13 protein-coding genes, 1 tRNA gene and 1 pseudogene are annotated in these 12,634 nt (G+C 72.1%); 9 read left to right on the top strand and 6 right to left on the bottom strand.

What is annotated here, in order from left to right; all coding sequences use genetic code 11:
- Positions 1-79: 79 nt before the first annotated feature.
- The 9 genes and pseudogenes from AC3ANM_RS18845 to AC3ANM_RS18805 all read left to right on the top strand — a co-directional run bounded on the left by AC3ANM_RS18845 (position 80) and on the right by AC3ANM_RS18805 (position 7,625).
- Entirely contained in the window at positions 80-1,411 is a 1,332-nt protein-coding gene (locus AC3ANM_RS18845; RefSeq protein WP_488285945.1) for an MFS transporter, read from the top strand.
- A gap of 37 nt (positions 1,412-1,448) precedes the next feature.
- A pseudogene (locus AC3ANM_RS18840) lies at positions 1,449-2,012 on the top strand (anhydro-N-acetylmuramic acid kinase); the annotation flags it as partial.
- Entirely contained in the window at positions 1,922-2,629 is a 708-nt protein-coding gene (locus AC3ANM_RS18835) for an anhydro-N-acetylmuramic acid kinase (RefSeq protein ID WP_488285944.1), read from the top strand. The pseudogene AC3ANM_RS18840 and the gene AC3ANM_RS18835, both read left to right, overlap by 91 nt.
- A 173-nt stretch (positions 2,630-2,802) precedes the next feature.
- Entirely contained in the window at positions 2,803-3,261 is a 459-nt protein-coding gene (locus AC3ANM_RS18830; protein ID WP_488285943.1) for an SRPBCC family protein, read from the top strand.
- A 194-nt stretch (positions 3,262-3,455) separates the two neighbouring features.
- Positions 3,456-4,217 (top strand): amino acid ABC transporter ATP-binding protein, encoded by a 762-nt coding sequence (locus tag AC3ANM_RS18825; RefSeq protein ID WP_488285942.1) that lies wholly within the window; start codon positions 3,456-3,458, stop codon positions 4,215-4,217.
- A 25-nt stretch (positions 4,218-4,242) separates the two neighbouring features.
- On the top strand, positions 4,243-5,055 hold the full coding sequence (locus AC3ANM_RS18820) for a glutamate ABC transporter substrate-binding protein (protein ID WP_488285941.1): 813 nt from the start codon (positions 4,243-4,245) through the stop codon (positions 5,053-5,055).
- A gap of 84 nt (positions 5,056-5,139) precedes the next feature.
- On the top strand, positions 5,140-5,820 hold the full coding sequence (locus AC3ANM_RS18815; RefSeq protein WP_488285940.1) for an amino acid ABC transporter permease: 681 nt from the start codon (positions 5,140-5,142) through the stop codon (positions 5,818-5,820).
- Entirely contained in the window at positions 5,817-6,677 is an 861-nt protein-coding gene (locus tag AC3ANM_RS18810; RefSeq protein WP_488285939.1) for an amino acid ABC transporter permease, read from the top strand. Before AC3ANM_RS18815 ends, AC3ANM_RS18810 begins: the two co-directional genes overlap by 4 nt.
- Before the next feature lie 237 nt (positions 6,678-6,914).
- Positions 6,915-7,625 carry an LmeA family phospholipid-binding protein gene (locus AC3ANM_RS18805; RefSeq protein ID WP_488285938.1) on the top strand — a complete coding sequence of 237 codons (711 nt, stop codon included), beginning with the start codon at positions 6,915-6,917 and terminating at the stop codon, positions 7,623-7,625.
- Positions 7,626-7,824: 199 nt separating this feature from the next.
- Here AC3ANM_RS18805 and AC3ANM_RS18800 read toward each other — a convergent pair.
- From AC3ANM_RS18800 to AC3ANM_RS18775, 6 genes are all read right to left on the bottom strand, one after another.
- Positions 7,825-7,897 (bottom strand) — tRNA-Asn (locus AC3ANM_RS18800).
- An 86-nt stretch (positions 7,898-7,983) separates the two neighbouring features.
- Positions 7,984-8,517 (bottom strand): hypothetical protein, encoded by a 534-nt coding sequence (locus AC3ANM_RS18795; protein ID WP_488285937.1) that lies wholly within the window; start codon positions 8,515-8,517, stop codon positions 7,984-7,986.
- A complete protein-coding gene (dnaG, locus tag AC3ANM_RS18790; RefSeq protein ID WP_488285936.1) occupies positions 8,517-10,463 on the bottom strand; it encodes a DNA primase in 1,947 nt (648 codons plus the stop codon). The genes AC3ANM_RS18795 and dnaG overlap by 1 nt, the downstream gene beginning before the upstream one ends.
- Before the next feature lie 36 nt (positions 10,464-10,499).
- Positions 10,500-11,741 carry a deoxyguanosinetriphosphate triphosphohydrolase gene (locus tag AC3ANM_RS18785; RefSeq protein ID WP_488285935.1) on the bottom strand — a complete coding sequence of 414 codons (1,242 nt, stop codon included), beginning with the start codon at positions 11,739-11,741 and terminating at the stop codon, positions 10,500-10,502.
- A gap of 89 nt (positions 11,742-11,830) precedes the next feature.
- Positions 11,831-12,265 (bottom strand): SRPBCC family protein, encoded by a 435-nt coding sequence (locus tag AC3ANM_RS18780; protein WP_488285934.1) that lies wholly within the window; start codon positions 12,263-12,265, stop codon positions 11,831-11,833.
- Positions 12,262-12,579 (bottom strand): ArsR/SmtB family transcription factor, encoded by a 318-nt coding sequence (locus AC3ANM_RS18775; RefSeq protein WP_488285933.1) that lies wholly within the window; start codon positions 12,577-12,579, stop codon positions 12,262-12,264. Before AC3ANM_RS18775 ends, AC3ANM_RS18780 begins: the two co-directional genes overlap by 4 nt.
- Between the last annotated feature and the right edge of the window lie 55 nt (positions 12,580-12,634).

The following is a 12,634-nucleotide window of genomic DNA, read 5'->3' as shown; positions in this document are numbered from 1 at the left end:
TCAGGGCGTCAATCCTTGACACCCGTGATGCAGGTCACGAAAGTTCTTCACGACCTGCCCCGGGCGAGACGAGGACCGCATGACCACCACCACCGCACCCCCCACCGGATCCGTCATCGACGTCCGGGCCTCGCGACGCTCCCTCGTCGGCGGCTGCGTCGGCAACTTCATCGAGTGGTTCGACTTCGGCGTCTACGGCTACTTCGCGACGATCATCGCGGCGAACTTCTTCGCCGCCGACGGCGCCTCCGACCTCGAGGCACTGGTCAAGACCTACGCCTCCTTCGCGATCGCGTTCTTCTTCCGCCCGGTGGGCGCCTGGCTCTTCGGCCGGGTCGGTGACCGGATCGGCCGTCGCCCCACGCTGATCGTGGTGTTGGTGGTCATGGCCCTGGGCACGGCGCTGATCGGCCTGCTGCCCACTCGCGCAGCGGTCGGCGCGGCGGCCCCATGGCTGCTGACCCTGGTCCGGGTGATCCAGGGCCTGTCGGCCGGCGGCGAGTTCGGCGGCGCGGTGTCCCTGATGACCGAGCACGCGCCGCCCCGCAAGCGCGGCCTCTACGGGTCGTGGCAGTCGTTCACCGTGGCCCTGGGCCTGCTCGGCGGCGCCGGAACGGCCGCCGTCCTGGCCGGCCTGCTCAGCGAGGCCGACCTGAAGTCGTGGGGCTGGCGAGTGCCGTTCCTGCTGGCGGTCCCGCTCGGTGCGGCGGCCCTGTGGGTGCGGCTCAAGGTCGAGGAGACCCCGGTCTTCCGAGCCGTCACCGCGGAGGAGTCCGCCGCCGCGGCCAGCGACGCCGACGTCCCCCGGGCCGCGACCGGCACCGGTGCCGCCATCGGCCTGGGCGTCGTGCGCCTCATGGGCTGGGCCGCCGCCGGCTACACCTTCCTCGTGGTCATGCCCTCCTACCTGCAGGTCTCCCTCGGCACCTCGTTCCGGGAGTCGCTCATCGCGGGCGTGGTGGCCAACGCCGGATTCGCCGCCTCGATCCTGCCCGCCGGCGCGCTCAGCGACCGGATCGGCCGCAAGCCGCTGATGGTCACCGGCGCCGTGCTCATCGCCGTGCTCGCCCTGCCGATGCTCAACGTGCTGCAGGCTCCGGGCACCTCCACCGGCGTGAAGTTCCTCGTCGTCTTCGTCGCCGGCGTCATCGTCGGCCTCATGGCCGGCCCTGGCCCGGCGATGCTCTCGGAGATGTTCCACACGAGCGTGCGCTACACCGGCCTCGGCGTCAGCTACGCCTTGTCCAACGCCGTCTTCGCCGGCAGCGCGGGGCTGATCATCACCGAGCTGATCAAGAGCAGTGGCAACAAGGACATCCCCGCCTACTACGTCATCGCCACCTGCGCGCTGAGCGCGCTCGCGCTGCTCACCCTGCGGGCCGACGACCACCGGCGTGCCCTCCCCCGCTGACCCGCGCGACACGGGACCCGGGCGGGAGGTCGCCGGCATGACCCGGGGGCAGCGCGTCGTCGGGCTGATGTCGGGCACCTCCCACGACGGCATCGACGCAGCGGTGGTCGACCTGCGCGCAGACGGCGAGACCCTTCACGTGGACCTGCTCGGGCACCTCAGCGAGCCCTACCCCACCGGCCTCCGGTCGGCGATCCTCGCGGCCCTGCCTCCGGCCGCGGCCACGGTCGGGGACTGGTGCCGTCTGGACGGCGGGATCGGGCAGGCCTTTGCTGGGGTGGCCCGGCGTGCCATCGCCGAGCTCGGCGGCGGGCGGGCCGACCTGGTCGTCTCCCACGGCCAGACCCTGTTCCACTGGGTCGAGCACGGGCTGGTGCGCGGCACCCTGCAGGTTGGGCAGCCCGCCTGGGTCGCCGAGGCCACCGGGCTCCCGGTCGTCTCCGACCTGCGGTCACGCGACGTGGCCGCGGGCGGCCAGGGCGCCCCACTGGTGGCTCAGTTCGACGCCCTGTGGCTGCGGGGACGGCCCGGCCGGCCGGTGGCCCTCAACCTCGGTGGCATCGCGAACATCACCGCCGGGATCGGGGGCACCACCCCCGTCGCCTACGACACCGGCCCGGCCAACGCCCTGCTCGACGCCGCCGTCGTGCACCTCACCGGCGGGCGGAGACCTTCGACGCCGACGGGGCCCGTGCCGCCCGTGGCCGGGTCGACCAGGCGCTGCTGGCCGAGCTGCTCTCCGACCCCTACTACGCCCGCCCGGCACCCAAGTCCACGGGGAAGGAGCACTTCAACACGGCATACCTGGAGCGGGTGTGGCGCGGCCACGCCCACCTCGGCGGGGACGACGTGCTCGCGACCCTGACCGCGCTCACGGCACGGACCGTGGCCGACGCGGTGGGAGGCCACGACGCGACCGAGGTCGTCGTCGCCGGTGGCGGCGTGCGCAACCCGACCCTGCTGCGCGACCTCGTCCGCGAGCTCGGACCCACGAGGCTCACCCTGGCCTCCGACCTCGGGCTGCCGGACCAGGCCAAGGAGGCCGTCGCGTTCGCGGTCCTGGGCTGGATGACGTGGGCCGGGCACCCGGCCTCGGTGCCGTCGGCCACCGGCGCGGGCGGGGCGCGGCTGCTCGGGAGCATCACCCCCGGCGACGGGCCGCTTCGCCTCCCCGACGCCGGGCCGGCCCCGACCAGGCTGGTCCTCGGCCGACTCTGAATGCCTCGTCCCCGACGCACCTGACACACCGGACCCTGAGGCTCCGGGACCTGCGCCTCTGCCCTCCGACGGGCTGCCGCTCGACCCTCGAAGAGGGATCGGCGCCGTGGCCGGGTCGGTCTGTCCGACCGCGTCACCACGCTGTCAACCGCGTCCGACAGGAGGGCCACCCCATGTCCGCCTCGCAGAGCATCTACATCGACGCCCCTGTGGAGAAGGTCTTCGACTGGTTCAAGAACCCCCGCAACTGGATGTCGCTCAACCCTGCCGCAGCGCGGCGGGAGGAGATCACCGAGGTGCACGTGACCCCGGAGGGCCCGGGCACGTTCCACGTCTGGACGCTCAAGCCCATGCCCGGCGTCCGCTACGAGTACTTCGGCGTGTTCACCGAGGTCGTCCCGAACGAGCGCATCGTGGACCGGTGGTCGATGGCCCTCGAGGGCACCGAGACCTACCTGTTCGAGCGCGTGGGCCCCGGGACGCGGCTGACGCTGCAACGGCGGCGGCGGTCGATCTGGCGGCTGCGCCCGCTCGACGCGCTGGTGGACCGCTTCGAGGGACCGCAGAACGAGCAGGTCCTGCTCCGGCTGAAGAGGTACCTGGAGTCCGGCGCGGCGGCGACGGTCGGCTGAGGGCCGGACCGACGGCCGGACCGACCGCCGGGCTGACCGCCGGGGGCTGACCGTGGGGCTGACCGGCGAGCCCGCCGGCGGCGGGGTCGGGGCCTCCCGGATCGTGCTGACCGGGCCTGGACCACACAGGAAGAACATGGCCGGCACCTAGGTCACGTGTGGCACGGGTGGGGCCTGTGGGTAGGTTTGCCCGCATGTCTGACGCCACCAACGCCGGCCGACGCCCCCTCGTCGTGCTCGACAAGGTCAACAAGCACTACGGCGACCTGCACGTCCTCCAGGACATCGAGCTGACGATCGGCGAGGGCGAGGTCGTCGTGGTGATCGGCCCGTCCGGGTCGGGCAAGTCGACGCTGTGCCGCACCATCAACCGCCTCGAGACCATCGAGTCCGGGACGATCAGCATCGACGGGCAGGAGCTGCCCAGCGAGGGCAAGGCCCTGGCCCGGCTGCGGGCCGACGTCGGCATGGTGTTCCAGTCGTTCAACCTCTTCGCCCACAAGACGATCCTCGAGAACGTCACGCTCGGCCCGATCAAGGTCCGTGGCATGGACAAGGCCGAGGCGGACAAGCGGGCCATGGAGCTGCTCGAGCGCGTCGGCGTCGCCGCGCAGGCCGACAAGTACCCCGCCCAGCTCTCCGGTGGGCAGCAGCAGCGCGTGGCCATCGCGCGTTCGCTGGCGATGGAGCCCAAGGTGATCCTCTTCGACGAGCCCACCTCGGCCCTTGACCCGGAGATGATCAACGAGGTCCTCGACGTGATGACCGGGCTGGCGAAGTCCGGCATGACGATGGTCGTCGTCACGCACGAGATGGGGTTCGCGCGCCGGGCGGCGGACCGGGTCGTGTTCATGGCCGACGGGCAGGTCGTCGAGTCCGGCACGCCCGAGGAGTTCTTCACCAACGCGCAGTCCGCGCGGGCGAGGGACTTCCTCGCCAAGATCCTGACGCACTGAGTGCGTCCAACAGGGAGGAAAACGCATGAAGGTTCGTCGTTTCGGCGTGGTCGCGGTTGCCGCCGTCGCCATGCTGGGTCTTGCCGCCTGCGGGGGCGGAAGCGCCGGCGAGTTCAAGATCGGCGTCAAGTACGACCAGCCCGGCATGGGCCTGAAGGACGGGGCCAAGTACACCGGCTTCGACATCGACGTCGCCAAGTACGTCGCCAAGGAGCTCGGCCACTCCGAGGACGAGATCATCTTCGTGCAGGCGCCCACGCCGCAGCGCGAGACGCTCATCTCCACCGGGCAGGTCGACTACATCGTCGGCACCTACTCGATCACCGACGCCCGCAAGCAGAAGGTCTCCTTCGCCGGGCCGTACTTCGTCGCCGGCCAGGACCTGCTGGTCCGCGCCGACGACAGCTCGATCACCGGTCCCGACTCGCTGACCGGCAAGAAACTGTGCTCGGTCAAGGGCTCCACGTCCGCGGCCAAGGTCAAGGACAACTACCCGGGCGTGCAGCTGCAGGAGTACGACACGTACTCCAAGTGCGTCGAGGCCCTCTCGGCCGGCGCGGTCGACGCCCTCACCACGGACAACACGATCCTCGCCGGCTACGCCAGCCAGCCGCAGTACAAGGGCAAGCTCAAGGTCGTCGGCAAGACGTTCTCCGAGGAGCGCTACGGCATCGGCATCAAGAAGGGCGACAAGGCCCTCTGCCAGAAGATCGACGCCGCCCTGAAGAAGATGCAGGACTCCGGTGCCTGGCAGAAGGCGATCGACAAGAACCTCGGCCCCGCCGGGTTCAGCGTCGACACCTCCAAGAACCCGCCCAAGCCCGACGCCTGCTCCTGACGCACCACCACCGGCCGGTATGCCGCCCGCTCCCCTGTGCGGGCGGCATACCGGCGGTGACCTGCACTGAACGAAGGGCGGCACATGGCTGACCTGCTCAAGCAGTACGACGTCCTCGGGGCGTTCTGGATGACGATCGTCCTGACGGCGCTCTCCGCGGTGGGGGCGCTGGTCATCGGGACCCTCGTCGCGGTGATGCGGGTCTCCCCCGTCGCCGTCCTGCGGACGATGGGGGCGGGCTACGTCAACATCGTGCGCAGCACCCCGCTGACGCTGATCATCGTCTTCTGCAACCTCGGCCTGTTCGTCAACCTCGGCCTGCGCCTGGCGGACAAGTCCTCCTCGACCTTCCTGGTCGACAACAACATCCGGCTGGCCGTCCTCGGCCTGTCGGTCTACCACGCGGCGTTCGTCTGCGAGGCGCTGCGCTCGGGCATCAACACGGTGCCGGCCGGGCAGGCCGAGGCGGCCCGCTCGATCGGCCTGGGCTTCGGGCAGAACCTGCGCTACGTCGTGCTGCCCCAGGCGTTCCGCGGGGCGATCACCCCGTTGGGCAACACGCTGATCGCCCTGACCAAGAACACCACGGTCGCCTCGGCCATCGGCGTCAGCGAGGCCTCGGGCCTGATGAAGGAGATGATCGAGTTCAGCCCTGACCAGCTCGTCATGGTGTTCCTCGTGTTCGCCCTCGGCTTCGTGGTCCTGACCCTGCCGATGGGCCTGGCGGTCACGGCGATGTCGCGTCGTCTGGCGGTGCGGCGATGAGCGCGCAGACCATCCTGTTCGACGCCCCAGGCCCCCGGGCCCGCCGCAGGCACGCCCTCATCGCTGCCGGCGGCGGCGTGGTCCTCCTGGCCGTGCTGGCGTGGGTGCTGCTGCGCCTGGCCGACAAGGGCAACCTGACCGGCGCCAAGTGGTCGCCGTTCGGCCGGGCCGACACGTGGACCGAGTACCTCCTGCCGGGACTGGTCGGCACGCTCGAGGCCGCGGCGATCTCGATCGTCCTGGCGATGGCCCTCGGCCTCGCCCTCGGCATGGGCCGGCTCTCGGAGAACCGCGGGCTGCGCTGGTTCTGCTCGGTGTTCGTGGAGTTCTTCCGCGCCGTGCCGGTCCTGTTGATGATGATCTTCGCCTTCAACATGTATGCCGTGAACCACACCTTCCAGGCCGACTACCTGGCCCTGGCCGGGGTGGTCACGGGGCTGACGCTCTACAACGGCGCCGTGGTGGCTGAGCTCGTCCGGGCCGGCGTCGGCTCGCTGCCCGCCGGCCAGCGCGAGGCCGGCCTGTCGATCGGCCTCAGCGCCCCGCAGACGCTGCGGACGGTCCTGCTGCCGCAGGCGCTCACCGCGATGCTGCCGGCGATCGTGGGCCAGCTCGTCGTCGTCCTCAAGGACTCGGCGCTGGGCTCGATCATCACCTACGTGGAGCTGCTGGCCCAGGGGCAGACGCTCGGCACGGCCCGGGCCAACGTCGTGCCCGCGTTGATCGTCGTCGCCGTCATGTTCATCCTGCTCAACTACCTGCTGACGGTGCTGGCGGGCCACTTCGAGAGCCGGATGCGCCGGCGGGGACACACCAGCGCCCCGGCGGCGCCGACCGCGCCGGGCCAGGCCGGCTGACCGCACCTCCCGCACCACCTGCTCCGGCACCGCGACCCGCGGGCGGAGACCACGAACCGGGCGTCCCTCGCGGGGCTGCCCGGTTCGTCGGCTCCCGGGGCGACCTTCCTACCCGGTCGCCTCGCTCCTTTCCGGGCGCCCGCCTCGCTCGCACCTCCCCGTCTGCGCGCGTCCCGTCCCCCGCTGCGCCCGCGCCGGGGATCGTGTGACAGCCTCTGCGGGCATGGGAGCGCAGGCATGAGGAAGCTGTTCGGCGTCATCGTCCTGGTGGCGATCCTGCTGGGTCTGGACCGCGGGGGCGCCTGGCTGGCCGGGCGCGCAGTAGCGGCCCAGGTGCAGCAGTCGGCGCACCTGCAGACGGCCCCCACCGTGACGATCGGGGGCTTCCCGTTCCTGACCCAGGTGGTCCAGGGCCGCTACACCCACGTGGACGTCGACACGGCCGGCCCGGTGCGCATCGGCGACCTCGGCCTGGACCGCCTCGAGGGGACGGTCACGGGCGCGCAGGCGCCGCTGTCGAAGATCATCGACGGCTCGCTCTCCGCCATCCCCGTCGACCAGGCGGATGCCTCCGCCCACATCGGCTACGCCGAGCTGGACCGCCTGGTGAACAGCCGGCTCTCCGCTGACGGCCTGCAGCTGCACTTCTCCTCCGGCGGCTCCGGACAGGTCGCCCTGCGGGCCGTCATCGACACCCCTCCCGGAGCGGTCCAGCTCAAGGCCCGGGCCCACGTCTCCGTGCAGGGCGGCCGCCTGCGGGTGAAGGTCTCCGACCAGGACCTGCAGCAGAGCCCCCCGCTCCTGCGGACGATCCTGGCCGCCGCCCTGGACCGGACCTTCCCCTTGCCGAAGCTCGCGATGGGCTTCACGGTCACCTCGGCCCACCCCGACGCGTCCGGACTGGCGCTCGCCGTGGGGGCCCGGCACACGACGCTCGCGCTGCCCTGAGCGCCGCCCCCCTGCGCCTCGCGCGCCGCGCGTCGGACGCCCCTGGCGTCGTCCCCACGCGCACGCCACCGGTATGCCGGGTGCGGACGACCGCACCCGGCATACCGCTCGTGGGTGGCTCGTCCGGTGTCGCGCCGGGCCTGTCCCCCTGGGAACGACGAAGGCCCGGATCCGCGTGGATCCGGGCCTTGCTGGTGAGCTCCCCCGATTGGACTCGAACCAATAACCTGCCGGTTAACAGCCGGCTGCTCTGCCAATTGAGCTACAGGGGATTGTTGCGGGCTGCGCTCGCGGGCGTAACTGTAGCAAAGGTTTCGGGTGGTTCCGAACCAGACCCGCCCGCGCGCCGGGGCCCTCCTCAGCCGCTCAGGCCGACCTGGTCCCGGAGCTCGGCGAGGGCCAGGGAGACCTGCTCCTGGACGAGCGGGTCGGCCGCCCGCACGCCCCGACCGAGCAGGGTCTGGGAGAGCAGCGAGCCGGTCTGCAGGTCCTTGCGGATGGCGACGCGGGCCGTCCGCCGCTCCCCCACCGAAAGCCGCTGCGCGAGCACGACGCTGGCCTGCACGCGCTCGCGCAGGACCTCCGGCAGCAGCGTGCGCTGCTCGCCGAGGGCCCACTGCACGGGCCGGGTGCCGTCGACGAAGGTCACGGTGAGGGTGAACCCCTCGTGCTGCCACACGCCGGCGTCGACGAGGTGCCACGGACGGCGCAGCACCATGACGCCGTCGGGCTGCACGGCGGCCAGCGCCCAGGTCGTGGCGACCACGGCCGAGCCGCTCGTCTCGTCGGTCGCGTGGGCGAGCACGCGCTCCCCGCGCCCGAGCTCGAGCGCGGCGGTGACTGCGGCGGGCAGGTCGGGCTGGAGGCGCCGCAGGCGCGACAGGGAGGGCATCAGCCCAGCCTGTCACGCAGGGCGATGAGCTGGCGCTGCAGCCCCTGGAGCTCCACCGAGAGCGCTCGCGCTGCCTCGGGCTCCCCGGACTCCATCCGGCGCAGGGCGCTGAGCGCGTCCCCGATGCGGCGGGTCAGGCCCACCTCCTGGACCCGCACCAGCAGCGAGCTGACGTAGCGGCGCTCGGGCAGGCCCGTGGACGGGTCGACCTTGGTCGGCAGCGGCGCCACGGCCAGCTCGCTGACGAGGGGACGCACGGCGCCCGCTGCGGCCTCGGTGACCTTGTCGGCCCACACCCCGGTGCCGGTGGCCGCCGCCGGCCCTCCCGCGGCGCGGATGGCGTCGTGGACCGCCCGGTGGGCCGGAGCGGTGAACGCTGAGGGGTCGACGGCGTCGAACTCGGCCGCGTCGAGCAGCGCGGGGAACTGCAGCACCGCCTGGAGCAGCTGGCGCTCGGCGAGGACCACCGGGTCGCGCAGGTCCGGGTGCGGCATGACCGGCACGTCCTCGCGGCCGTGCTCCTCGCCCGCCGACGGGCCGTCGTGCGCGGCGCCCTGGCCGGTCGGGCCACCGTGGCCGCCGGCGCCGCCTCCGGCCGCGTCGCGCGCCGCCATCCGGCTCGCCCGGGCGACCTCGGAGGCGACCTGCTCGACCTCGACGCCGATCCAGCCCGCCACGGTGCGGGTGTACTCCGGGCGCAGCGACCGGTCACGGATCCCGTTGATGATGGGCGCCACGGCGCGCAGGCCCTGCACCCGGCCCTCAGCGTTGCCGAGGTCGAAGCGGCGCAGGGTCGTGCGCACGGCGAACTCGAACATCGGCACGGCGTCCTCGATGAGCGCACGCACCGCCAGGTCTCCCCCCGACTGGCGCAGCTCGCACGGGTCCTTGCCGGAGCCCTCCACCGCCACGAACGACTGCGAGGCCCAGCGCTGGTCGTCGTTGAACGCCCGCATGGCGGCCTTCTGCCCGGCGGCGTCGCCGTCGAAGGTGAAGACCACCTTGGCCGGCGCCAGGTCGCTCTCGTCGCGCATGAGGCGGCGCAGCACCTTGATGTGGTCGACACCGAAGGCCGTGCCGCACGTGGCGACGGCCGTCTCGATGCCGGCGAGGTGGCACGCCATGACGTCGGTGTAGCCCTCGACCACCACGGCCTGACGGTCGCGCGAGATGGCCTTCTTGGCCAGGTCGAGGCCGTAGAGCACGTGCGACTTCTTGTAGATCGTGGTCTCGGCCGTGTTGAGGTACTTGGCCTCGATGCGGTCGTCGTCGAAGAGCCGGCGCGCGCCGAAGCCGACGACGTCGCCGGTGATGTCGCGGATCGGCCACATCAGCCGGCCCCGGAACCGGTCGTAGAGCCCGCGCTGGCCGCGCCCCGCGAGCCCGGCGGTGACGATCTCGTCCTCGCTGAAGCCCTTGCCGCGCAGGTGCCGGGTCAGCGCCTCGCCGGTGCGCGGGGAGAACCCGACGCCGAACCGCTCGGCAGCCACCCGGTCGAAGCCGCGCTCGCGCAGGAAGTCGCGCCCGGCCCGCGCCTCGGCGAGGTCGACCAGGGAGGAGGCGTAGAACTCGGTGGCCACCCGGTGCGCCTCCACGAGCCGCGAGCGCTTGCCGAGCCCCTCCTCGCGGGGTCCCCCGCCCTCCTCGTAGTGCAGCTCCATGCCGAGCTTGCCGGCGAGCCGCTCGATCGCCTCCGTGAAGGTGAGGTGCTCGACCTTCTGGACGAAGGAGATGACGTCGCCGCCCTCGCCGCAGCCGAAGCAGTGCCAGGCCCCGACGGCCGGGCGGATGTTGAACGAGGGTGTCTTCTCGTCATGGAAGGGGCACAGCCCCTTGAGCGACCCGGGTCCGGCGGTCCGCAGCGTCACGTGCTCGCGCACGACGTCCTCGATGGACGACCGCTCCTTGACCAGAGCCACGTCGTCGGCCTTGATCCGACCCGCCACTGACCCTCCTAGGTGTGCCCCGGCGAGTCTAGGTGCTCACACCCACATCGCGTGCAGCGCCATGGCACGCAGGTCGGTCAGGCTCGCCACCTGGTCGACCACGGCCCGCAGTGCGGCGGCGTCGTCCTGCGCCGCGCGCCAGTCGTGCAGGTAGGTCACGTCGAGGCGCTCCTGCGGGTCGTCCACGATCGCCTCGACGAGGTCGCGCAGCACGTGCCGCTGTCGCGCCATCACCTCCAGCCGCTCGGTGGCGTTCATGACGAAGTGCGCGGCCACGCCCTTGAGCAGGGCGCACTCCGCCCGCACCCCCTCCGGCACGACGAGGTCGGCCGCGTGGCGGGTGAGGTCACCCGAGCCGTGTGCGGCGCGGGTCGCCTCCTCGACGACGAGGACGAACCGGCCGATCAGCCGGCTGGTCATGTCCTTCAGAGCTGCGAGGTCGGCCCGGGAGCCGTTCCAGGACAACGGGATCCAGCCGGTGTCCAGCAGCCGCCCGAGCGCCAGCCCGAGGTCCTGCTCCGACAGGTCGGGGGCGTAGGCGCGGCGGGCGACCTCGATGACCGGGGCCATCCGCGACTCCGAGCGCAGGTCCTCCAGCACGACCCGGCCCGAGGCGACGGCGTCCTCCACGTCGTGGACCGAGTAGGCCACGTCGTCCGACCAGTCCATGACCTGGGCCTCGAGGCACCGGCGCGCGGGGTCCGAAGGGTCCACCCCGGAGCGGACCCACTCGAAGACGGGCACGTCATCGGCATACACGCCGAACTTGCCTGTCTCATAAGGGGCTTCGCCGCGCTGCCACGGGTACTTCAGGACAGCGTCGAGGCTGGCGCGGGTGAGGTTGAGCCCGGCCGGCCGCCCGTCCGGGTGGGTGCGCTTGGCCTCCAGCCGGGTGAGCAGCCGCAGCGTCTGGGCGTTGCCCTCGAACCCGCCGATGTCCGCGGCCACGGCGGCCAGGGCCGTCTCCCCGTTGTGCCCGAACGGCGGGTGCCCGAGGTCGTGGGCCAGGCACGCGGTGTCCACGACGTCGGCGTCACACCCGAGCGCAGCACCGAACTCGCGCCCGATCTGGGCCACCTCGAGGGAGTGCGTCAGCCGGTTGCGCACGAAGTCGTCGCTGGTCGGTTGCACGACCTGCGTCTTGGCGGACAGGCGCCGCAGCGCCGAGGAGTGCACCACCCGGGCGCGGTCCCGCGCGAAGTCGTCGCGGTCGGCCCGCTTGTGTGCCGGGTCCTCCCGGACCCAGCGCTCCCGGTCGGCCGCCGCGTAGGTGCTCACGAGGACGCACTGTATGCCGCGCGGCCGGCTCGGGCGGCGCGGCACACCTCTGGTGGGCGGGGCACCGCGGCCGGCGCCCGCTCGACCCCTCAGCCGGCCAGGGCTCCGGGCAGCCGCATCAGGCAGCCCACCCAGCCTTCGGCGTGGTTCCTCACGTCGTCGGCGTCACTCAGGTCGGAGTGGGTTAGCACGAGCCTGGTCCCGCCGTCGACCGCGGTCAGCTCCACCCGCACCAACGACGGGGCAGAGTCGAACTCGACCCAGGCCCAGGTGAACTCGAGCAGGGTCGGCTCCTCGATCGCCGTGTAGCGGCCGACGACGTCGTGCGGCCCCATGGACAGCGTGTAGTCGCCACCCACCCTGAGGTCGCGCTCGACCCGGATCTCCCACGCGGGGTTGGGGCAGTACCACTGGGCCATCAGCGCCGGGTCGGTCCAGGCCGCGAACACACGGGCGATCGGGACGTCGAGGACGCGCTCCATGACGATGGTCGTGTCGGTGGTGGTGATGGCATCGGCGGTCATGCGTCCTTCTCCTCGCTGAGGAACCGCTCGAGGCGGTCCAGGTTGGCGTTCCAGAGCCGGCGGCGGTCGGTGATCCACGTCTGCGCCTCGACCAGCGGCGTGCTGTTGAGCCGGCACACCACGGTCCGACCCTGTCGGGTGCGCGTCACCAGCCCGGCCGACTCCAGCACCCGTAGGTGCTTGGTCACGGCCGGCAGGCTGATGTCGTGGGGCGCGGCGAGCTCACCGACGGTGGCCTCTCCACGACCGAGCCGCTCGACCATCGCCTGCCTGGTCGGGTCCCCCAGAGCGGCGAAGGTGCGATGGATGCTCACCCGAAACAGTTAACCATTTGGTTAATCCAGAAACAACGACATCGCACGACATCGA

This window comes from Oryzihumus sp. JJN4-3R (genome assembly GCF_057747915.1).
The sequence above is the reverse complement of the archived record's forward strand: the minus strand, read 5'-3'. Positions and strand labels throughout refer to the sequence as shown.